This is a genomic window from Akkermansiaceae bacterium, from assembly GCA_024233115.1.
Classification (GTDB): Bacteria; Verrucomicrobiota; Verrucomicrobiia; order Verrucomicrobiales; family Akkermansiaceae; genus Oceaniferula.
In genome coordinates this window covers 410,082-431,808 of sequence record JACKQB010000002.1, presented here as the reverse complement: position 1 = coordinate 431,808, position 21,727 = coordinate 410,082, and the positions used below count along the sequence as shown (strand labels likewise).

General features: G+C 56.7%; 15 protein-coding genes. 3 read left to right on the top strand and 12 right to left on the bottom strand.

The features are described 5' to 3' along the window. The first annotated feature begins 64 nt into the window (after positions 1 to 64). Positions 65 to 622 carry a DUF882 domain-containing protein gene (locus H7A51_05995; protein MCP5535772.1) on the top strand — a complete coding sequence of 186 codons (558 nt, stop codon included), beginning with the start codon at positions 65 to 67 and terminating at the stop codon, positions 620 to 622. Between the two features lie 27 nt (positions 623 to 649). Here H7A51_05995 and H7A51_05990 read toward each other — a convergent pair whose 3' ends face one another. Genes H7A51_05990 through H7A51_05975 form a run of 4 tightly spaced genes read right to left on the bottom strand, consistent with a single transcriptional unit; the run spans position 650 to position 2,974 of the window. Then, positions 650 to 1,195, bottom strand: a complete 546-nt coding sequence (locus H7A51_05990; GenBank protein ID MCP5535771.1) for an NAD(P)H-dependent oxidoreductase — start codon at positions 1,193 to 1,195, stop codon at positions 650 to 652. A 39-nt stretch (positions 1,196 to 1,234) separates the two neighbouring features. Next, positions 1,235 to 1,528 (bottom strand): CDGSH iron-sulfur domain-containing protein, encoded by a 294-nt coding sequence (locus tag H7A51_05985; protein ID MCP5535770.1) that lies wholly within the window; start codon positions 1,526 to 1,528, stop codon positions 1,235 to 1,237. 30 nt (positions 1,529 to 1,558) lie between these two features. After that, positions 1,559 to 2,215, bottom strand: a complete 657-nt coding sequence (locus tag H7A51_05980; protein MCP5535769.1) for a YceI family protein — start codon at positions 2,213 to 2,215, stop codon at positions 1,559 to 1,561. A gap of 42 nt (positions 2,216 to 2,257) precedes the next feature. Beyond that, a complete protein-coding gene (locus tag H7A51_05975) occupies positions 2,258 to 2,974 on the bottom strand; it encodes a pirin family protein (protein ID MCP5535768.1) in 717 nt (238 codons plus the stop codon). A gap of 108 nt (positions 2,975 to 3,082) precedes the next feature. Between H7A51_05975 and H7A51_05970 the strand changes: the two genes are divergently transcribed. Next, complete coding sequence (locus tag H7A51_05970; GenBank protein ID MCP5535767.1) at positions 3,083 to 3,955, top strand: LysR family transcriptional regulator; 873 nt, start codon at positions 3,083 to 3,085, stop codon at positions 3,953 to 3,955. A 13-nt stretch (positions 3,956 to 3,968) separates the two neighbouring features. Here the strand turns inward: H7A51_05970 and pbpC are convergent, their stop codons facing one another. Together pbpC and H7A51_05960 are read right to left on the bottom strand one after the other, a co-directional pair. After that, positions 3,969 to 6,212 (bottom strand): penicillin-binding protein 1C, encoded by a 2,244-nt coding sequence (gene pbpC, locus H7A51_05965; GenBank protein MCP5535766.1) that lies wholly within the window; start codon positions 6,210 to 6,212, stop codon positions 3,969 to 3,971. A 101-nt stretch (positions 6,213 to 6,313) separates the two neighbouring features. Continuing rightward, positions 6,314 to 12,067 (bottom strand): hypothetical protein, encoded by a 5,754-nt coding sequence (locus H7A51_05960; protein MCP5535765.1) that lies wholly within the window; start codon positions 12,065 to 12,067, stop codon positions 6,314 to 6,316. Between the two features lie 294 nt (positions 12,068 to 12,361). Between H7A51_05960 and H7A51_05955 the strand changes: the two genes are divergently transcribed. After that, positions 12,362 to 13,141 carry a thiazole synthase gene (locus H7A51_05955; GenBank protein ID MCP5535764.1) on the top strand — a complete coding sequence of 260 codons (780 nt, stop codon included), beginning with the start codon at positions 12,362 to 12,364 and terminating at the stop codon, positions 13,139 to 13,141. Between the two features lie 13 nt (positions 13,142 to 13,154). Here the strand turns inward: H7A51_05955 and H7A51_05950 are convergent, their stop codons facing one another. The 6 genes from H7A51_05950 to H7A51_05925 form a co-directional block, all read right to left on the bottom strand. After that, positions 13,155 to 14,069 carry a hypothetical protein gene (locus tag H7A51_05950; GenBank protein MCP5535763.1) on the bottom strand — a complete coding sequence of 305 codons (915 nt, stop codon included), beginning with the start codon at positions 14,067 to 14,069 and terminating at the stop codon, positions 13,155 to 13,157. A gap of 36 nt (positions 14,070 to 14,105) precedes the next feature. Continuing rightward, positions 14,106 to 14,813: a hypothetical protein gene (locus H7A51_05945; GenBank protein ID MCP5535762.1), complete on the bottom strand. Its 708-nt coding sequence runs from the start codon at positions 14,811 to 14,813 to the stop codon at positions 14,106 to 14,108. A gap of 180 nt (positions 14,814 to 14,993) precedes the next feature. Beyond that, entirely contained in the window at positions 14,994 to 15,398 is a 405-nt protein-coding gene (locus H7A51_05940; protein MCP5535761.1) for a hypothetical protein, read from the bottom strand. A 250-nt stretch (positions 15,399 to 15,648) separates the two neighbouring features. Next, complete coding sequence (locus H7A51_05935) at positions 15,649 to 19,299, bottom strand: hypothetical protein (GenBank protein ID MCP5535760.1); 3,651 nt, start codon at positions 19,297 to 19,299, stop codon at positions 15,649 to 15,651. A gap of 40 nt (positions 19,300 to 19,339) precedes the next feature. After that, a complete protein-coding gene (locus H7A51_05930) occupies positions 19,340 to 20,374 on the bottom strand; it encodes an alpha-L-fucosidase (GenBank protein ID MCP5535759.1) in 1,035 nt (344 codons plus the stop codon). A 199-nt stretch (positions 20,375 to 20,573) separates the two neighbouring features. Continuing rightward, on the bottom strand, positions 20,574 to 21,404 hold the full coding sequence (locus H7A51_05925; GenBank protein ID MCP5535758.1) for a PEP-CTERM sorting domain-containing protein: 831 nt from the start codon (positions 21,402 to 21,404) through the stop codon (positions 20,574 to 20,576). Positions 21,405 to 21,727 lie beyond the last annotated feature (323 nt).

The following is a 21,727-nucleotide window of genomic DNA, read 5'->3' as shown; positions in this document are numbered from 1 at the left end:
ACCATATGCTGGGCAGGAGCGGCTGCTAGATGCAAATGGGCGTATCTGTGGGCGCAGGGCTTTTATGGGGCTGACAGCAGCGGCAAGCGCGGCCCTTATTCTCGGAGCTGACGAGGCTGATGCCGGACTCTTTGGTTACTCAAGCAAACCCGTCTCGGGTATCCCCCAGTCGTGGGTTGATCTCAAAGGCATCGATGTCAATCGATACGCCAACTACATCAAGGGCTTGGGCTTGAGAAACATCACGCCCCGCATGGTGTTGGCACCACATTTCAAAACCAGGGCTGGTGTCGTCAACAGCCTTCCTCCACGCAGTATGTGGAAAAAAATGGGACCTACGCTGAAGGTCATCGACCAGATGGCCTACCAGATGGGTTTGCCTGTCCGCGAAATTATCTCCGCCTACCGCAGCCCAAGCTACAATGCGGCTGTCCGTGGTGAGCCGCTCTCATTTCATCGGATCAACATAGCAACCGATGTGGTTTTCCATGGTGCGTCCCCTGCACACGTGGCGAGTGTGGCGCGTTTTCTTCGTGATAGAAAAAGTGGCTTTGTGGGCGGCATCGGAACCTACCCCGGCTTTGTCCACATCGATACCCGTGGCTACAAGGCCGATTGGTAGGGTGCGAGTTACATGGCGATAAAATGGTTATTGGGATGACCTACAAACAAGGGCAGCGGAGAATGCGCTGATGGCCTTGTTGAGTTGGGAGGCGAGCTCGGGATCGTTTATCCCATCTTTAGAAAAATGATCGTAGAAGCTGGGCAGGCTATACGTGGCGGCAACCTTTGCGCCCATACGTGGAAAGGTCGCTGCGGCAGCCGACATGACCGTGGCTCCACCCCTCGGACCGGGCGATGTGCTCAGTAGGAGCATCGCTTTATCCTGCCAGACATCCTTTACAATACGTGATGCCCAGTCGTAGAGGTTTTTAAACGCTGCGGTGTAGGAACCATTATGCTCGGCGAGTGAGAGCACGATGCCATCGTGATCACGGATGGCATCGATAAAGCGTTGGGCTTCCGCCGGGATACCGTTTTCCTTTTCCTCGTCCACGCTGTAGATGGGCAGGGTGAGGCGGGATAAGGCAAATGAGGTGACCTTGGCACCGGCGATTCGCTTTGCGCTGTGGTCCGCGAATTGTTGATTGATCGACGATGAGGAACTGGATGCTCCGATGGATAGGATGTTCATGTCTGATGAAGGCTTGCTGTCCGGTTGTTGGCTGGTGCGCTAGCAGGTGTCCCCATCGGATCCTAAAACAAGCCCTTGGCCAATCTGGTCGCGGGTGAGCTTCTTATGGGTTCCATCGCAAAACGGTAATTCGCCGGATTGTTTGCATTGGCATAAATAAGCATCGCCGCCAGCCTCCGCCGTAAATGCCAGGGGCGAAAAGCCGCTACCCTTGTGTTTACCATCACAGAACGGCTGGTTGGCTGATTTTCCGCAGGTGCAAAAGAAATACTTTTTACCTTGGGTAAGGTTTACAACGGCAGGCTTGATGTCGGCGACGGTTGGCTTATTCATGATGGTGGTGAGGTATTGGTTGCTGTGGTGTTAGTTCGTTGATGCTGATTTGGCCGGGGCGGCCGGGGTAGCCTTGAGGTTAAACTTGATGACAACTTCCTTGCGGATGAGGTCGTCTGTTTTTCCTGGATACTCGATGTTGAAGTCGAAGCGGTTGATAAAGAAGTCAGCTGTTACATTGATTTCCTTGTCAGAAGGCGACACGACAACGGGAATAGTAATCGATTTGGTGACGCCATGGAAATCAAAATTTCCAGTGAGGACGTGGGTTTCTCCTCTGGCACCGGACTTTTCCTCGATGCCAGTGACGGTGAAGGTGCTGGTGGGGTAAGTGGCGACATCAAAAAAATCGGCGCTGGTAAGATGGCCCGTGAGTTTTTCAGCATCGGAGTATGTCGATGTCATATCAATGACGATTTTGTGCCCACTTGGCGCGAGTGTTATTCCATCGACGTAAAAATGCCCGGTGAACCTGTTAAAGCCTCCCTCATGGCTGCCTGTTACCTTTGATCCTGTAAAGGTGATGGTGGAGCTGTCAGCGAAAACCCATTTGGTTCCGGTAATTGCCTCGGTGGAAACTTCTTGTGCCTCGGAGACACGCGCTTCAGTCGATGACCCGGCCGGGTTTTTGCAAGAGACCAATAGCAGCGATGTGGCTGCGGCAGTGATGATGATGGTGTTTTTCATAATGAGTATATTGTTGGGTTGGGTGTTGGTTTATTGTTTGTGTTAGAGATTGAAGTAGAGGAACTCGGAATCTTTTAGTGCTGAAATGGCTGGTGCTTTCCCGTCAATCATGGCGGCGTCCCCGGGCAGAAGCGTCTGCCCTTCGAGACGGAGGCTGCCCATGATGAGTTGCAGGTAATGTTGGTGAAATTCACCATCGGGTAAGGCGGGCAGTGAAGCATCCTGCTCAAGATTTCCGAAAAATATCTCGGCATCCTGACGCATCTTTTGTGAGCCGTCACGACCGTCACCGGAGGCAAAGAGAGCGAGTGCGTTTTGCTTTTTCAGGGCATTGGTATCCATGTCCGCATAGAGAGGATCTCCGCCAAGCGTTGATGGGGTGATCCATATCTGGAGGAGGTGGGTGGATTCCGTATTCGACGGGTTGGTCTCGGCATGCATGACGCCACTGCCGGCGGACATGTATTGGAGCTCACCCGCCTTGATCACCCGGCCATTGCCCATCGAGTCCTGATGGGCAAGTTCACCGGAGATAAGGTAGGTGAAAATCTCCATCGCCGAATGCGGATGCATACCAAAGCCTTTTCCCGGCGCGATGCGGTCTTCGTTGATCACGCGTAAACTCCCGTAGCCCATGTGGTCCGCGTCGTAGTAGTCGCCAAAGGAAAAGCTGTGCCGGGTGTCGAGCCAACCGTGGTCGGCGCGACCACGCTCAATGGATCGGCGAATGCTTATTGTTGTGGGGCTGATTTCTTTCATGCAGGTATCATGCACGGGACGCACGTTTTTGGATAATTCCGTGTTTTTATGCTAAGTATGCGAAATCATTATGCTCGACTATATAAATAAATTTTTCTAGTATCGGCCATGAACCTGGAGCATCTGAGGCATTTTCTGGAGGTAACCAAGGATATGAACATCTCCGCCGCGGCCCGCCGGGTGAGGCTTACCCAGCCGGCATTGAGCCGACAGATGGTGGTTTTTGAAAACGATACCGGCTGGTCGCTATTTCATCGCGGTGCAAAGTCGATCAAACTCACCCGCGATGGGGAAATAGTCAAAAGGCTCGGCCGCGAGATGATCGATGGTGTGGATTTGGTCGAAAAACAAATGCGCCGGGAAATCGAAGGAGAGCAAATCCGGATCGGCTATGCGCCATCGTTAGGCGGGGAGATCCTGCAGCAGGCGATGAGCCGATTTTCCCAGCTTCATCCTAATGTTAAGGTAAGCATCGCCGATAGCAGCAGTGAACAAATGAGTAACGGCATTCGTGACGGGCAGTTCGATTTGATTATCGCAGTCGCAGTATCGTTAGCTGGTATCGAATGGATTCCGCTTCGCGAGGAGGAGTTTGTCACGGCGGTCCCTTTGCAGCATCGACTGATCAAAAAGAGAAAAATCAAGCCGTCGGATCTTGATGGTGAGAAACTGCTCCTCCTGTCCCGAGCCGATTACCCAGGCTACTGGAGTGAGGTGATGGAGTATTTTAACGAGCATCGCATCAATGCCAAAGTGGCGGGCGAGTTCGACGGTATAGGCAGTCTTCGACTCGGGCTCGAGGCGAATCTAGGTATCGCCCTCGTCGCCGAGCGGGCAAGGCTCGGCAAAAAAATCAAAGTCAAACGAATGGACCCCCGACCCGATCCCATCTGTGTTGGGGTAGGATATTCTGCTGATAGAAAGCCAACACCATGGATTCAGGCGTTTGTCTCCGAGTTGCAAATGGCCTCCGTAAAGTAGGTCGAGCCCGCATTTACAATTCCTCTACGACGATGGTTCTCGTGACAGATCTCCCTGAGGCATCGGTCAGGGTGATATCGTGTTTGCCCGGCACCAGAATGACGGTGAAGCTACCGCCCTTGTGTTTGATATCCAGCGTTGTGGATGACCAATGGTAATGACCTGGAAAATCGGTTTTCAGCTCAAGTTGTTTGCCGTTTCCCGGCAAGTCGGGATCTAACATGTATTTTGCTTCGCGCGATGGCGAGAGGATGCGTAGGGGGGCGTGCTGCGTGTTGAGTGGCGACTGGTGACTGGTGACCGGGGTGAACCGGTTCAGGTCGGCCCCCTTGGCAAGCCATTGGCTATAACGGGAGTCGAGGTAGACACGGCCACGCTTGTCAACATCGGCTGGGCTGAAGGGCAGCGGTATCCTGTCGGCCGGCAAGGTGAGTAGCACGCTATTTTCGGAGGCCTTGGTCAATCGTTTGCCGGTATGTTGGTGGATGTGGCAATCGACCATGCCTGTGGGGCGCGAAAACCACCTGGGGGACTGGTCGCGGTGCAGACGCATCATGGTGGCGTGGAAAATGGGACCTGCTCCAGTGACCCCGGAGATACCGCGCATCGGTGAGTTATCGAGATTACCCGCCCAGACACCCACCGTGAAATCAGCGGTAAAGCCCAGGCACCAGTTGTCGCGGAAGTCGGTCGAGGTGCCGGTTTTAACCGCACAGGGGAAGGGAAGACGAAGATGGGAAGCCGGCCCGAAGGCTGATGTGCGGGCAGCGTTGTTGGTCATGGTCTCGGCCAGCATCCAGGTGGAGCGATATGAGGCGATGTGCTTTTCCGCCGCTGGCTGGTCCGGTAAAAACCTGACCGGTTTGTAGACCCCCATCCGCCCCAGCGAGGCGTAGGCATTGGTTAGCTCCAGCAAGGTGACATTGCCACTTCCCAGGGTAAGGCCAAGTCCGTAATAGCGTGGCGTTTCCGTGAGCGTGCTAATACCGAATTCACCGAGGTAGCGATGGAGTCGTTCGGCTCCACCGACGGCATTGAGGGTGCGCACAGCCGGGACATTGAGTGAGTTGGCCAGGGCATGATGAATAGTGACCGGGCCTTTGTAGCTCCGGTTGTAATTCACGAATTGCTTTTCCCCCCGGGCATCGGCGTAGGAGGTCGGGATGTCCTCAATGATCGTTGCCGGCGTCATTCCTCCATGTTCGTATGCCAGTAGATAGGTAAATGGTTTTAGGGCTGAGCCAGGAGACCGGGGTGTTTGGGTGGCATCAATCTGGCCGCTGTTAGGAGCATTGAAATCAGGTGAGCCCACCAGTGCCAGTACTTCACCCGTTGCGTTGTGGATAACGACCACGGCAGCATGCTGAATATGTTTTTTTGCCAGAATTTTGACCTGAGTGCGGACGATCTCGGTGATATCCCGCTGTAGCGATGACGATAAGGTCGTACGGATATCGTGCTGCCGGGACAAGCCACTGCGCTTCATCAGCTCGACCAGGTGGGGAGCGGTAGTCGGAGTGTCACCTCGATGTAGTTGCAGCGGCTCCTGTTTGGCTCGTTCAATCCGGTCCTGGGGGATTTTGTAAACGATGGCCATCCGGTCCAACACCCAGTTCCGGCGTTCGACCGCTGCGTCAGGGTTGCGGTGCGGGTTGAGTCGACTGGGGGCCTGCGGCAGCCCTGCCAGCAGCGCGCATTCGGCTAGCGAGAGCTGGGATAAGGGTTTGCTGAAATAGTGCCGTGCGGCCTGTAGGGGGCCCTGCGACAGATTGCCATAATCAAGGTGGTTGAAATACGCGGTGAGGATTTCGTCCTTGCTGTGGCTCATTTCCACATGGCGAGCCGTCAGGCACTCACGGATTTTTGTGAACAGAGTCCTGCTCGACTTTTTGGAACTCAACTTCACCGTCTGTTGGGTCACGGTGGAAGCACCTGAAACAAAGCGCCCCTGATCCCAGGAATCTCGCAAGGCACGTGCCGTGGCCCGTATGTCAACCCCACCATGCTGATAGAACCTTTTGTCCTCAGCGGCCAGGGTGGCCTGGATCAAGTCAGGTGGAAGGTCCTTGATCGAGGTCGCCCGGTGTCGGTAATAGTCAGGTCTCACCCAGTGCCCCAGGGGGGCACCATCGCGATCCAGCAGCATCACGGAAGTGCCCGGCCCCGAGCTGATACTCTCGGGCACCGGAAACGCAAACGGCAGCAGATAGTAAGCTCCCGCGCCGAGTCCCAAAGCAGCAAGGCAACCACACGCCACCTTGCGCCTAAGGTTTTTCGGCCTTTGTTTAAGCCAATCTGGAAAGCGAGGCTTCAACTTGGTTTTTGGAGTTTGGTATTTGAAACTTAAAGCTTAGAGCTTCATTCACCCACGATGGTTTCTTTTTTCAGAGTCGTCAGCGTTTTACTGTCGCTGAGTGCAATCTTCGTCGGGTCATACATGCCTTCGACTTTTGCAGCCGGGGCGGTGGCCACGCCCGCCGAGGTAACACGGGCCAGGTAGGCGATACTGCGTGTGCCGCCCCCCCATGAACGGTTGATGAAGAACGATGCACGGTCGGAACGAAGTTCCTTGTGCGCGATACTCCATGAACTGTCGGAATTGGTGGTGAAACGTGAACTCTGGCTGGCGAAGTCATTGTTTACGGCTTCAAAGAGCGAAGGTAAACGGTCTTCAATCACCACGTAGTCGATGGTGTATGGGAAGGTGATATCGAGGCTGACTTTGATCAGATCCCCGACCTGTGGTTGTCCCAAAGGCTGGGTTGTGCCGTCGGCCAGAAGACGCTCGTAGCGGCGCACAATCGACAGTCCATCGTGACCCCATGGGCCGGTTGGGGCGAGCTTGGGTTTGGCGCTCAGTTTGACATTGGCAAATGCCCTGCTGTTAGCCGACGCGATCAACTTCATCCCGGGCTCCAGTGGAACCCGGATCGACTGGGTCGGTGAACCGGGGTCCAGGGTGATGGTTTTGCTGGCACCGTTGGTCACCAACTGGATTGTCGACGGTGCACGGTCTTTCTCCACGTTACGGGCGTAGGATGCCATGGCCTGAAGTGCCCACGAGTTGCACCATGTGGTGCGCCAGTGGCCGTAGGGGTTTCGGTCGGCTAACATCTTACGCATGGCTTCGTGCACCTGCTCGTTTTCGGGGGCGATTTCCGACCAGGCGAACACGGTCATCGCGTTGTCCGAGTGGTAGGTCATCCAATGTTTATCCACTGATCTGGGAGTGCTGTCCTGGAGCAGGCTCAGCGCGCTGGCTGAATCACCACCGGATGTTTTGATGGCCATGGCGAGGAAGGCGCGGGCGGTTGCATTCAAATGCTTGCGGTCATCGATCATTTTGTTCTGCAAGGCCATTTCCGGCTTGCCGGCGAGTGCCAGCACGTAGAGCGCGCGGGTGCGGGTTTCGTAATCCCACTGACGATGGTATGAGTCATCGTTTTGAGGTGTTTCCTTGAGTGATTCCGCCAACCAGTCGGTGAGTTTATCAATCGAAGCCTGGGGGACACTGGCACCATGTTCACGGGCGAGAAGCAGGCCGAGGCCACCGTAGGATGATGCCCATTTTTCAGGGCTTGTGCCGCCAGGCCAGTAGGCGAGGCCGCCGTCCTTTGTTTGCATGGTGAGCAGGCGATCGGCACCTGTCTGAATAGCCTTGGCGACATCGGCCTCGGTTTTGCTTTTAAACCCGGGCACCAGGGTTTTCAGATCCCTAACGGCAAACCAGGGCATCAGCGCTGAAGTGGTCTGCTCGACACAGCCGTATGGGTAGTGGAGCAGGAAATCAACGGCACCTCCGGCTTCGAGAAGCAAGGAGTTAGAGAGATCCAGATCAATGTGGCCACGTCCTTCGAGAAGCTCGGGTTTAAGTCCGTGGAGGAGATCGTTCTGGCCGTTTTGATTGAGCGAGACAAACTCGACCTGGCGCATGAGAGGCACGGGGTAAGTGACTTCAAACTTGGTTTCAGCCTGATCGGAAAGGTCCCGCGCAAGAACCGGGGTGAGCTTTTTGCCCCCCTTGATTTCCAGTGGTTTAGCCGACCAGGTCCAGGTGGCAGTGCCGGTATTGACGAACTTGACATCAAAATACACCGTGCCGGCACCTCCGGGCTGGAGGGTGATGGTCTTGGCAACAGGGGCACCCTGTGGTGTCTGGGTGATGCTGGTTGTAGCCAGGGAGATCTCCCAAGTGCCTTCAAACTCCGAGTTGTTTTGCACCAGAACCTTCGGCTTGAGTTGGTCACCCTCACTCGCGTAACGAGGGGCGGCTGGTTCGAGCATGATCGGCTTGTCCACTGTGTAGTCGGTGGTGGCATCGCCAAATTTGCTGTCGCCATGAAGCACAACCGCAATCACGCGATATCGGGTCAGCGTGTCCGGGTTGGTGAAGGTGCTGCTGAACTTGCCATCGGCATCGGTGGTGACTTTGGGTAGCCAGACGGCACACGGATTGAAATCTGTGCGGGTTTTGAGAGGTGTGGAGCCACCAAAGGCATCATCATCATCACCTCCACCGATGGTGAATCCCTTGTTTCCAAAGTAGCGGCTGTCGGGGTTCTCCGGGATAAAGGTGGAGAACGAGGTACCGCATTCCACTAACAGAGGACGTGGGGCATGGAAGGTATTCATCGGATCGGGGTTGGCGTATCCGGCTACCGCGAGAGTGCCTTCGTCTTCAGCATAGAGTACGACTTCGGCGCCGGAGGCGGGTTTGCCGTCGGCCAGGGTGACTGTGCCACTCACGGTGGTTGGCTCACCGGGACGGTGCTGGCTGCCTTCGACTTCGAGTGCGACCTTGAGCCGGTCTTTGACATTGGTGACATTCAGTGTGCAGTAGCCGAGTTTGAGGGCGGGTTCCTTGTGTTTGCGTGGGCTGTCCGATGCGCCACGGATCACAATGACCGAGACGTAGGCATTGGGTGCATCCATATCGGTGAGAGGGAACTCGATCACCGGGTTGTCGGACTTGAGTTCACGGCGATACTCGCGATGGACGCCGGAGCGCTCGACGGTGACCAGCGCGGTTCCCTCGATGGGGGTCATCACCAGAATACGGGCGGTGTCGCCAGGCTGGTAGCGTTTTTTCTCGGGGATGAGCTTGATTTTCATACCGTCTTCAACGGCCCATGGATATTCCTTGGAGCCGTAGATGTAGATCTGGCTGGCGGTGCAGAAGGCCTTGCCGTTGGCGTCAGTGCCCTTGAGGGTAATCAAATGACGGCCACCGTGTTCTGGAACGAAGGGAAGCGTGAGAGCTTTGTTGGCCTCGATGGTCAATTCCGTCTCGCTTACCAGGGCGGTTTTTTTGGTGTTTTTTACGGCGACTTTACCATCGGCGGATTTGATTTTGACCGACTCATGGTATTCACGTTTGATGGTGGCGGTCACTTTGACATCGTTGCTCCGGCGTTCGCCATGGGTGTCCACTGCGATGATTTCCAGGCCAGGGTCTTCGCCAACACGGACCAGGCGGTCGATACGGGAAATGCCCACATAGGTATCAGCCGGGTGCACGGTGGTGCTGGAACGGCTGGAGAGTGTCTGGTCGCGCGCATCGGTCACCTCCGAGTGGATGCTCACCGACAAAGCGGTGGGGAAGGTGAGTTTGGGTAGCTCAAAGGAGATGTCTGTTTTACCGTTGCTATCTAACTGGGCTTCGCCATTTCTATCAGATTTACCCCGGTGGGTTTCATCTTCGCTGTAGCCGAAGTAATGGCTCCAGTACCACGAATCATAACGTCGGTGATCGCCAAAGAGGAAGTCGCGGAACTTGTCCGGGTAGAAACCGGTTTGCGTGGCATCAAAATACCAGGCGACGGTACCTTCCTTGACGGGTTGCCCCTGATAATATGTGGCTTCCAGGTTGAGGGTAATGCTTTCGGCCCCGGGTTTGGCCTGTGGGATTTTGGAAATGACCTCATAGGCGTTACGTCGGAACTCCTGCACATTGAAGCTGTGGTGGAAAATACGATAGTGATCGGTGATCCAGCTGTCAGCATCGGCATGGGCGGGATCTTCCGGGAAAACCAGTTTGACCTGGAAGCGTCCCACGGTTTCCGCAGGCAGGCTGAGGGTATGGTCGAAGGTGCCGTTGGCCGAAAGCGTGATTTCTTTTTCCAACAGTATCCGTGAAGCGCTGTCGCTGATAATCAACTGGGCGGTTTTCCCAGGAGTGAGCTCGATCTGGTTGTCGAGGTAGCGGCGGACGATGCCTTTCAGCTGCACGGTTTCACCCGGGCGGTAGAGGTTGCGATCAGTGAACATCAGCACACTGCGTTTCCAGCCCGAGAGATGATTCCAATCGACATCCACAGGAAACCGCCAGAGCGAGACGGTATCGAGTGTGTTGTCGAAGGGGATGATATAACAGTCACGGCCCCGGGTAGCGCGGAGGTGGCGGGCGGCTTCGTTACGTGGAATCCGGGCAACGCCATCGGCATTGGTGGAGGCTGTGTCTGCGGGTTCGGCGTCTTCGTTAAAGACCTGGAGCCGGACGTGGGGGAGAGGTTTGCCCGTCTCACAGGAAAAGGCGTAAACGACGGCTTCTTTTTCAGTGAGCTTCCAACAGAGCCCGATATCGGTGAGTTGAACAAATGACTGTGCAATACGATTGCCACCGCGTGCCGTATCCTTGGCGGTGCCTTCAACCGAGACAAAAAACGAGGTCGTGCGCTGGTCCTGGGGCAGGATTTCATTCCAGTCCAGGACAAGGTCACGTGAGGTATCGATTTTATTATCAAGGAAGATCGTGCGGTCGTAAACGGTCTTGCCAGTGATGAGCGAGTAGGGCATCGGGTGCTCTGGATCGAGGTGCTGGTTGTTATGGCCGTTGCCGGTGTAGTGGCGATAGCCCTGCATGGTGCGCACAACCTGCTCGTTGGTCAGTTGTTTCACCCTGACGCGGACTGAAGCGAGGTTGACGGTTTCAATGCCATAGAGTCGGTTGCCGTTGGCAAACTGGGCGGAGTCGAAAGCCGGTAGTGCGAGACCCGTTGGCACCGTCCGGAATTCGATCTTTTTCGTCTGGGTCTTGTTCAGCACCAGGCCGCTGGTTGATGCCATTGCCTGGTTGATCGTGACCTGCCACTTGTCGTGCGCCCTGAGGTCACCGGAGACAACCACCGTTTTGCCGAGCACTTCATATTTGGCATTCTTCACCTCGGGTGAGCATTGGATCATCGCCGCCAGCTGCTCCTGGCTCAGTTTTTTGGGAATGGGGGCATTGAAGTTGATATCGATCTGCCGTGGCTGGTTGGCGGCAACATAGGCGTCGACGCTTTTCAGCTCGAAGGGGTCAACATCGCCGATCCATATACTCTGGCCCTGAGGATCGACGGCGGTGTTGGTTGCGTTGGTTAGATTTTTAATCACAAAGAGATACCACTTTTCGCCCACTGGCAGGGGGGCGGCTGCGGTGACGATGACGGCATTGGGAATGGGGGATGCCTGGTCTTCGCTGTAGACCGTTTTTTTACCACTTTTAACCGCTTGGAAACGCTCGTCCCAGGTGCTGCCACGGTAATAGCGGGAGCCGATATCCCCCCAGGTTGCCCGTCTGACGTTTGCAGCGACCTGGAGCCCGTCTTTGTTTTTGAAGATAAAATGAGGAGCAGCCGTGACCGGGTCGATGTTGTCGTTAAAGTAAACGTAATAGACGGGTTGGCGGTTATAAGTGGTCGACCGGGACCGTCGGCTTGATCCCTGCACGCGGAAGGGCTCGGAAGGGACGGTTTTCAGCGTGGCGGCAGGCAACGGGGTGCCGTCCCGGTAAGAGTGGCCATTGGCAATGGAAAAGGTGTAAGTGCTACCCATCTTAGGAGCCTCGGACGGAATGAAGGTCGCGATGTTGGCTGCCCGCCAGTGGATGGAGCCCTTGAGATCCGGCTGGACGGTCAGGATGTCGTTGGGGAGAATCTTGTTGACCGCATCATCGGTTACAATCGCCCGGTCAAAAATGATCTCGATTTTTGATTCGGGTTTTAATTGGGGGGATGAGATACGGAGGGTTGTCGCAGCGTGGAGCTGGATGATACAGCCCAAGGCTAGGCATGTGAGGGTTACCCATGAGGCTATTGCCCGGGTGGCTATGGGAGTGCGGTTTGTTTTCATGATCGTGCTGTTGTTTGGGGGGTTGTTTGGTTAGGTGAATTGATTTCTATTTCGGCGTGCTATTCCGGTGTGACAAGTCGAGGTTGCTGCTGAAGACGAGGTGCATTTTACACAGGGATGGTATCCACGCGAGATGCATGCTCCGTCATAGGCTACGACGAATTATTCTGAGTATATTTCAATGTGATTGCAAGAAAACGTAAATAGTTTGTAAATCGCAATAAATTTGCAGGAGTAAATGCGCAATCCTTGCGCTTGCATGGCGGCGGCTCGCGGCTAAGGTCACTCCCTGTGATGAACCAACCACTGATAATCGCCGGTCGCTCCTTCCAATCCCGACTGATGACCGGGACAGGTAAATTCGCATCGAATGAACTGATGCGCGATACCCTGGCATCGTCTGGCTGCGAGATTGTCACGGTGGCTTTGCGTCGTGCCGATCTCAGTGGTGGCAACGATCCCAAGGCGGATATTCTCAAGTTCATCGACCCTGGAAAATACCTGTTGTTACCCAATACCAGCGGTGCCATGGATGCCGATGAAGCGGTGCGCCTGGCCCGTCTCGCCGTGGCGGCGGGCTTGCCCAAGTGGATCAAACTGGAAATCCACCCCGACCCTACGTATTTGCTGCCTGATCCCATTGAGACACTGAAAGCGGCTGAAGTGCTGGTGAAAGAAGGATTTACCGTGCTACCCTATATCAATGCCGATCCGGTGCTGGCAAAACGTTTGCAGGAGGCGGGAACCGCTGCGGTCATGCCCCTGGGCGCGCCAATCGGCTCGAACCAAGGCGTCGTCACCCGCGACATGATTCGCATCATCATCGACCAGGCAATAGTGCCGGTCGTGGTTGATGCCGGTCTCGGAGCTCCTAGCCATGCGGCCGAAGCGATGGAACTCGGTGCCGATGCGGTCCTGGTCAATACCGCCATGGCCATCGCCTCCGATCCAGTGAGGATGGGCGAGTGTTTCAAGATTGCCGTGGAAGCAGGTCGCGCTGCCTACGAAATGGGTTTGCCCGAGGCCGACGATCACGCATCGGCCACCAGTCCGTTGACAGGGTTCCTGGATTGATCTTTGCCTGGCTTTACTCGTTAACGTGCGGGTTGGTTTTCGCACGGTTTCGCCTGCCATCGGAGCTGGAATCAGGGGAAGGTTGTTTTCCTTGTTGAGGATCGTCGTAGCCGGTTCCCCGGGTAGATGATGATGAGCTGCCTTCTTCTTCCATGACTTCAAACCAGTAGCGCATGAAAAAGCGTTTCTCCTCGAGATTGAGAAACTTGTCGGACTCACCAATGATCGGGCGAAGGGTGGTGGTCATTTGCACGGTGACTAACAGAAATATGATCGCCCAGATATTGAGGTGACCGCCACGACCGCCGCCCATGCTTTGCGCGGCTCTTGTAATGACCCGGAGTCCGAAAACCAGGCAAACGATCCAGATGGCCAGACTGAGGAAGCCGAAAAATACCAGCGAGTTGCTCGATGTCGAAAACAGCCAGACCACCGGGGCGAAACCGACAAGCAGCAGGGCTGTGATCGCGAGGAAGGTCAGCATCAGACCGATGACATGTTGTACCTTGGCATCCATACCACCCAGGGCCCCGAAGATGTAGAGGCTGGGCAGGCAAATGATGCCGCTAAAAAGCACACCGCCGATGATTTTCACCGGTGCTGCCCAGAGCTGGTTGCCCGCACTGAACATCCCTAACACGAGGCCGAAAATGGCCAGGCAAACAAGGGTGATCAGCAGCAGTGCCGGGGCCGGGCTTTTACCGCCGTGGTTAATCTCATGAATGACGCTGAGTGGTTTTTTGAGCAGGTGGTTGAGAATGTGGGAGAAGCCTTTTTCCTCCAACGCCACATAATCGGGGTCCGGCCCCTTGGGCTCTTTGGGTCGCACCTGGTGGGGTGGCTGGTAGGGAGGCACAGGGTGTGTAGCCTGCGTCGGATGTTGGGTTTGTTGAGGGTCTGGCAAGTTAGGTGGTTGTTCGTCGGTCATGGTATTAGTTGGTATTTGGTGTTTGAAACTTAAAACTTAGAACCCGCTCAAACGGGTGATCGCGCTCCAGACGGTGTCGTAGAAGCTGCCATTCATCGGGTGATCGCGCAGGAACTGCACCTTGAGTCCGGGGGAGCCGAAGAAGGGTCGCATGATCCAGGAAACCTGGGCACCGACAAAGAGGTTGCCGGCAAGCCAGGCGAAAAACGTGCGGGTGCCGTGGGCCGGTGTGGTGGCAAAGTCACGCAGCTGGCCGAGCAGTGACCGGTGGGAAACAATCCCGGCGTAGGCGATCATGAAGGTGTGGGCCAGCAGGGTGACGCTATGCCATTGTCTGGCTCCTGGGTCCGTTGGTTCCGGCGCATGGAGAGCCATGAAGAAGGTGATAGGGCTGAGTGAGAGCAGGACAATTGCCATCAGGGCAAAGCCCGCCAACAGGAATTGCAGACTCTGCCTGAAGCCGATACCGCTACCCAGCACCAAGGCTAACATACCGTTGATCATACCATTGAGAAACAGGGTGGCAAAAATCACCAATGGAAGTTTGATGCCCACATAGCCCGCCATTTCCCATCCCTGCCAAAGCCCCATGGTAAACCCGTAGGCACCGCAACCCAGGATGATGGCGGGAATACAGAAACCGAGCGAGTGGACCGGGCTTTTCTCCAGCCAATCTTGCAAAAGCCCCCGACTGCCACGGCAGAGCGCGGGGACATTTTTTAGGGCATACGATGGGCTGGGCATCTTGAGCTGGGGTTACAAAACCGGGGCGTTCTTCACGACTACGGGCAAATACATAGCCTTGTATCATGAAGTAATGATGAAAGCCGTGTGATTTTTCCGTGAATTCGGCAAAAAAAAAGCCGCACCCTCAATTGAGAGTGCGGCTTGTGCGTTGTTTGGTTTGTGAATCTTGTCGATTGATCAGGCAACTTGCAGTGCTGCCTCAGCGGCTAACCAGTCGCCGATTTCATCTCCATAGATGCCATTCTCCACCCGACTGATGAAGTTCAGGTAAGCGGCATGTTTGACCTGCGCAAAGCTAGCTCCTGCCGGTGCTGGTGGTTCAACTGGTGAAGAACCTTTTTCTGTCGATTCTTCAGCCGGTTTCACTGCCTTGACGGATTTTTTCGCTGTTTTTTTAGCAACTTTTTTGGTCGCTTTTTTAGCGGCTTTTTTGGTCGGAGCTTTTTTTGCAGCTTTCTTGGCGGCCTTTTTCGCGGCCTTTTTCGCGGGGGCTGCTTTTTGGGCCGTTTTCCGCGCGGTCTTTTTGGTGGTTGTTTTTTTCACCGCTTTTTTAGCGGCTTTCTTAACGGTTTTTTTGGGCATGATTGTGTTTGGTTGTTGATGCAACACCCTCAGATGAGCAATGCGCGTGCCAGTTGCATGGAATGCCCTGTACTGTCAACCTTTGCAAAATACATTCTTTGACATGCATGACACTGGCGCTGATGCCCATGTAGATACTTAAATTACGGTCTGTTTTTTAATCGTGATACAACAGGTGTCCATGTTTTGAAACACGGGATAACTAACAGATATGGAATATCCGGTGACAATATAGCCAAAGTCATCAATGCTACGGGGATTCCGCAAGCTCGACGAGGAGGCGGTAGAACCTGTTGCCCGCTGGATCGCCGAGATCATAGCTGACGCGCTCGTGGACGTCGTCGAGCGGTGTGACGGTGGGGGAAATGGGCGCCTCCGTCCACGAGTCCGGGGTCAGGTCGGTGGAGACCTGGAGGGTGTAGGTCACATCCAGCAGGCCGGTCGGTCTGTCGAAATGCAGCACCGTGCCCGAGGCGGATGGGCCGATGTTCAGGCCGGTCGGGCTGGCCGGGTCGGCGGGGTCGCCGCCGAAGACGTATTCCATCAGGTCGTCATAGGCGTCACCGTCGCCATTATCAGTCGGACTACTTCCGGCCCCCGGAGTATGGAGTCGCCAGTGTTCCCAGGTTCCCGCCTGCGGAGGAATCGATCCCAGGTAAGTTTCCACATCCTTGTAGCGGCTGGCGGGGGTGACATCCAGTTTGACGATCCCGCCATCTTTGAGCTGCCCATCAATCGTGGTGTTGCCGCGGGCATGGACGCGGAATTTTACATCCCATGAATCCGGCCAGCCCGGGAAAAGCAGCAGTCGCTCGCCGTCCTCGATCAGGAGCATCTTCTGCAGCGCGATCATGGAGACGCCGCCGTGGTCCTGGTCGGGAATCCAATCGTAGTTCGGCCCCCACATGGCGGGGAATCGGCTGCCGGAGTGTTTGGTTGCGAACCGACTCGTCACGGCCGCCTTCGCCTCGGCACTGCGTCCGAGCATGGCGGCGAATATCACATCCTGCCCCCAGCCGTTGGGGTTCTGGTCCGCGCGTGTCTGGTAGGTCCAGTCGGCCAAGGCCAGGTCCGGCTTGCCGACGTGATGGATGGCGTAGGGAAAAACCGGGTAGAGTTCCGGGCTCTCACGGTTTCCCTTCGGGCCGATGACTTCCGCCGGTGAGATCGCCTGCTGGCCGTTTCTGCTGCGCTGCGGGACGGCGGGCATCTCGCCTAACAACCGCGACCACTGCTCACGCAAGGCAACGGTGGTGAGCGACTCCGGGAGGTCTAACAACCCAGCCAGCAGGCGGGTGAGACCGGCGACTTCCGGGGTGGGGTTTTCGCATCCCTCCCAGTAAGTTTCGAGGGCCTGGGACGGAGTGAAGCGGATTTTCCCGTCGCCATCCCGGGGGAAGCGATGGTCGTAGAGGTCGATGATGTCGCGGGCCAGCGGCACCAGGGTGTTGGTGGCGAAGTCGGCGTCGGGTGACATTTCGTAACGTTCCAGCATCATCCAGAGCAGCTCGATGCCGCCCTGCCATTCCCAGCGGATGTATGCGTTGTCGGAGCGGCCGACTTCCTTGCCGGTGCGGTCCCAGCCGTAGTTTTCGTTGTTCCAGGTTCCCCAGAAATACATGGTTTCCGGGAAATAGGCGCCGGCGTGGCCGTAGTAGGTCTGCACCCGTTCGCGGGCGAGCGGGAGGGCGTCCAAGTACATCTTGAACAGGGGCTCCATGAGATCCAGGTCACCGGCCATCGGCATCGACCAGTAGGGCAGGCGGGTATTCTGCCACCAGTAACAGGGGCCCCATTTCCTGAAGTCAGGATCGTAGGACGAGGTGGCGTCGACGGTGAAAATCGAGCCGTTGAACTTGATCGGACTGTTGCCGCGGCCGCCGCAGGCGTTGACAAAACGCTGCAGCATGTACCCCTGGCTGACCGTGAAGGCGTCGCCGCCGGGAACGACGCCCGAGCCGGGGGTGCCGACGACCAGCCAGTGGCGGTTCCAGAAGCTGTGCCACCAGGCGGTGTGGGCCGCATACCGCTGCGCCGGTGGAGAGGCCTCGACCGCGGCCACCTTGGTGTCGAGCGAGGAAATCCAGTCGGCGGCGCTCGGCGTGACCTCCGTGTGGGCGACGATGGTAAAGCTTGCGTTGTTCCGTGCGTTGTCGGAGGCCAGGATGCTGTCGGAGGAATTGGAAAAACCTCCGGAGGCGTAAAGTGTGGCGCCAAAGGTGCGTCCTAACAACGGGTCCGGCGGAGCGCCCCCGCTGGGATAGAGCGATTGCACGGAAAGCGTTTCCGGATAAACCGAGTGGACGTTGCGGTGGTACCAGGTGAGTTTTTCAGACTGTCCGCTGACCACGGTGTCGGGTTCGACGACCAGTGCGGTGGGGCCGTTGCGTGCGCCGTATGCGGACTCCGCCTCGCCACCACTCAGGCTGCGCTGGCTGGTGCGCCAGAGTTCGAGCTTGGCCTGCCAGTCGCGCGGGGTGTCGCCCTCGGCCTGGATATGGATGGCCGGGTGGTTTGCATCCGCCCAGATGACAAAGGAAACCTGGCTGCCCTCGCTGCCGGCGGTGATGAGGATCTCGCCGTTGGGGAGGTTCAGCGTCTGCACAAACGGCTGCCCGGCGGCAAAGGGGTTGGGAGACAGGCTGATGCGCACGCGGCCGAGCTTGAGCAGCCTGCCGTTGTCGCCCCAGGCATCGGTTTTGCTGAGCAACAGCATCAGGTCGCCATCGGACTCCACCCAGACGTTCAGACCGAGGTCGCCATTTCCCAGCGGCATCGAGCCGGCCGAGTTCGTGCTGGGGGAGTTCCAGACAACATTGTGACGGGCGAGATCCTGGAGAGGGTCGTAGGGTAGCGAGGGGTCTGGTTCCGTGGTGAAACTCCAGGTAACTCCCTCGTTGACCGTGGTGCCGTCGAGCGCGTCCACCGCCCAGTGGTAGGTTGTCGACCACGCCAGGTTTTCCCCCGGGGTCCACGACGGGGTGGTCACGCTGGTCATCGGGTTGTTCCTCACCTCGGGGTCGGTGCCGAAATAGACACGGTATCCGGTCGGGCTGTAGGTATTGGGTGGTGTCCATCCGAGACCGGTGTCCACGGGGACGTCCACCGCGCCATCCTGCGGCGAGGGGACACGGGCCAGGGGGGAGTTGTAGTCGGTGTTGAGATTGTATTTGTTGGCAAGATAGGCACCCACCTGAAGCCGGTCCGCCTCGGACAGCGGCCCGTCATAGATCACGATTTCCGCGACATCGCCCTCCCAGCGGCGACCGGGGTTGACCACATTGTCACCGATGCGCAGCCCGGAATAGGTGGTGGCCGAGGTTCTGGAAACTTCGAGAACATGGGCCTGCCCGTAGCTGACGGAGCGCCCGGCCAGGCCATTGACGCGGATGCTGCCGGTGCTTCCGTCCTGCACAAAGTCACCACTGTTGCCGACAAAGTATTCCGGCAGGTTGTCTCCCTGGCGAATGTTGAGGGAGTGATTGGCGTTCGAGAGCAGGGTGGAATACGCGGTGCCGCTGTTGTTCATGGTGAGAACGGCAAACACGGTCTGCGCCGTCACATTCATCGCATTGTTGAAAAGCAGGTCCCTGTCCGTGGCGCCGTCTGTGAGGCGGACCGTGGCCAGGTTGTTGATCCCGCCGTTGCCCGCGGCAATAAACACCGGGTTGCCGCCCGAGCCGTCCCGGTTGAGTGAGGTGTTGGTGACCAGATTGGTCCACGACTCGACAGTTCCTCCATGAGCGGGGTTGGATACTCCGTTGTCGCCGTGGATGTCGGCGGCATCAAAGTGGGCGGTCATATTGGCGCTGGAGACGTTCAGGTCCGCCTGCGCGGCGGCCCCCAGCAGCAGGACCAACGGGGCGATACGGGAGACCTTCAGAAGTTGTTGGATAAACATGGTTTTGGATAGCTGGTGAAACAAAGCCCCGCGACACGGGTCATTTGTTTATTGCCGGGGCGTCGATCGCCTTTTTCAAATCAAGCAGTGCCTTGACATGGTACTGCGGGATGCGGCCGGTGCGGTCGGGGGGAACGTTCAGGAGCAAATTGCCTCCACCGGCGCGGACGTCCCGGTAAATGTTGAGCAGCTCCTCGACCGGACGTGGCTGGTCGCCCTCGTTCCAGAACCATTTTTTGCAAATGGTGTCGCAGTGTTCGTAGCCGAGCTGATAGGTTTTATTCTGATAACTTTGTTTGGCGGTGAACCAGCCCGGCTTCAGTGGCCAGCGCTCGGTGTTGAGAATGTCGCTCGGCCAGGACACCTGGCTGTTGGCGATCGTCATCGGCCCCTTGGGTTTGCCCGCGCCGTGGTTGAAGAGCACGATGGTGCCGGGACGCAGCCGCTTGATGTGATCGTAGAGCTCGCGCCGCTGCGCCGGGCTGGAGTAGGCCGGGATGTCGAGCCAGTAGTAGGCGACATCGGGGTAGAGCCGGATCAGTTCGGCGGTCTGGTCCTTGGCCAGTTGGAAAAAATCATCCGGCAGCTTCGCCCGCGCGGTTCCGTAGTCCTGCCGGGCAGGGGGCCGGGAGTTGTTCCGCTTGTCCATGAAACACCAGTACAGGCCGGGCATGACATCGTATTTCCTGCATGCCTTGACGTATTCCGCGATCACATCCGTCCGGTTGCCGGAGGTGGCGACATCGTGGTCGAACTCCTTGCCGCGGAACCGCACCTTGCTGTCCCAGAGACAATGGCCGGCCACATGTTTCGCCGTCAGCACCGCGTATTTCATACCCGCGTCACGCGCCACGCGGATCCACTGGTCAACGTCGAGATGGCTCGGGGCGTAGGTGGTGGAAGCCTCCTTGCCGGTGCCGTATTCATTGGCGATAAATGTGCTCATCCCGAAATGGATGAACATGCCGTAGCCCAGTTTCTGCCAGTCTTGAATGGCCTGTGCGGTGGCCGGCGGGGTTTGGGCGTGTAAACTTGATGCCGCCAGCAGGCAGGCTGTGATGATGTGTCGTTTCATGGTAGTTATCTATTGGTAGTTATCTATTGAGATGGTTGCCTGCGGAGCAGGATGATGGCAGCGGGGGCGCGTCCGGGAGTCTTAAAATGGCGACATAAAAAGCTCCGGGGGATGGGACGCTGTTGTCACCATACCCCCGGAGCGCTGAGATGTTTTTTATAGCCTCCAGCCGGTGAATGGACCGGCCGAGGTGTTCCTATCAGCGTCTGCGGCGCAGGACAAAGGCGAACACCCCCAGTGCCGAGAGCAGGGCGGACGACGGCTCGGGCACGTAGGCGGCGGTAATGCCGTATTTGGTGGCGAGGTAGTTGCCGACCTGGTTGCGGTCGCTTGCCGAAAGCGCGTCGTCGTAGATCAGGATCTCGGCAATGTCACCACTCCAGCCGCGTTGATTGCCAGCTTCATTGGAGCCGATGCGCAGTCCGGTGTAGGTTTCCGCCGTGTTAGAGACCACCTCGATAATGTGGGCGGTGCCGAAGGAGGTCGAGCGACCAGCGGTGCCGTTGATGTAGAAGGTGCCGTCGGTGCCGTCCTTGATGAAGTCAGCGGTGTTGCCTACATAATACTCGGCATTGCTAGCATTCTGCCGGATGGTTAGGCTGTTGGAGCTATTCGCCAGGAGTGTGGAGTAGTTTTCGCTGTTGTTGACCATCGTCACCACCGCGAAGACGGTTCGGGCGGAAACCGACATCGAGTTATTGAAGAGAAGGTCAGCATTAGCTGAACCAGAATTGGTGGGATTGAACCTCACGCTGTCGAGGTTGTTGATACCGCCGTTTCCAACCGAGATGTAGGTGGGCCATATCGTTGGGTCGCCGTTCGCAAGGCTGGTGCCGGTGGAAAGGTTGGTCCAGCTCGAGATATCGGTTCCGCTGGCGGGGTTGGTGGCTCCGCTGTCGTTGTGCAGATCCGCGGCATTGAAGTATGCGGTGAGGTTGGCGCTGGTCACGGTGACGCTGGCGGACGCCGGGTCAGCCAGCATGACCAGCGTTGCCGCAACTGCGGTCAGGGTTGGGACTGTTTTTTTCATGGGTTGAACGGGTTGTTTTTTTGATGTGGTTGGTGTGTATTTGTGGAAAGAGTGACTCTATCGAGGTGCCGACGCAACCGGCATACCTCCTCTTCTTTCTGATTTATCATGCCGATGAACTCGATGGCGTGGAAGATTAAACAGCCCTGAAATTGAGCCTTGATTCAGCATGCCATCCCTTTAATTGTGTTCATTGTGTCTAAAAATACCCATAAATCAGGCCAAATCGAAGTCGTTCGGGCAATCGTCAATGCGTCGGCCGCCTGCCTTTCCGTGAGCCACTTCACCTAGTCACCCTGGTGGCTTGCAAGACGGAGGCTCCA

What these genes read in the sequence shown, in the direction of transcription:
- H7A51_05980 (MCP5535769.1), bottom strand. Translation starts at nt 2,215, where the DNA reads ATGAAAAACACCATCATCATCACTGCCGCAGCCACATCGCTGCTATTG.
- H7A51_05995 (MCP5535772.1), top strand. Translation starts at nt 65, where the DNA reads ATGGGGCTGACAGCAGCGGCAAGCGCGGCCCTTATTCTCGGAGCTGAC.
- H7A51_05955 (MCP5535764.1), top strand. Translation starts at nt 12,362, where the DNA reads ATGAACCAACCACTGATAATCGCCGGTCGCTCCTTCCAATCCCGACTG.
- H7A51_05960 (MCP5535765.1), bottom strand. Translation starts at nt 12,067, where the DNA reads ATGAAAACAAACCGCACTCCCATAGCCACCCGGGCAATAGCCTCATGG.
- H7A51_05970 (MCP5535767.1), top strand. Translation starts at nt 3,083, where the DNA reads ATGAACCTGGAGCATCTGAGGCATTTTCTGGAGGTAACCAAGGATATG.
- H7A51_05925 (MCP5535758.1), bottom strand. Translation starts at nt 21,404, where the DNA reads ATGAAAAAAACAGTCCCAACCCTGACCGCAGTTGCGGCAACGCTGGTC.
- H7A51_05950 (MCP5535763.1), bottom strand. Translation starts at nt 14,069, where the DNA reads ATGACCGACGAACAACCACCTAACTTGCCAGACCCTCAACAAACCCAA.
- H7A51_05975 (MCP5535768.1), bottom strand. Translation starts at nt 2,974, where the DNA reads ATGAAAGAAATCAGCCCCACAACAATAAGCATTCGCCGATCCATTGAG.
- H7A51_05935 (MCP5535760.1), bottom strand. Translation starts at nt 19,299, where the DNA reads ATGTTTATCCAACAACTTCTGAAGGTCTCCCGTATCGCCCCGTTGGTC.
- H7A51_05940 (MCP5535761.1), bottom strand. Translation starts at nt 15,398, where the DNA reads ATGCCCAAAAAAACCGTTAAGAAAGCCGCTAAAAAAGCGGTGAAAAAA.
- H7A51_05985 (MCP5535770.1), bottom strand. Translation starts at nt 1,528, where the DNA reads ATGAATAAGCCAACCGTCGCCGACATCAAGCCTGCCGTTGTAAACCTT.
- H7A51_05990 (MCP5535771.1), bottom strand. Translation starts at nt 1,195, where the DNA reads ATGAACATCCTATCCATCGGAGCATCCAGTTCCTCATCGTCGATCAAT.
- H7A51_05930 (MCP5535759.1), bottom strand. Translation starts at nt 20,374, where the DNA reads ATGAAACGACACATCATCACAGCCTGCCTGCTGGCGGCATCAAGTTTA.
- H7A51_05945 (MCP5535762.1), bottom strand. Translation starts at nt 14,813, where the DNA reads ATGCCCAGCCCATCGTATGCCCTAAAAAATGTCCCCGCGCTCTGCCGT.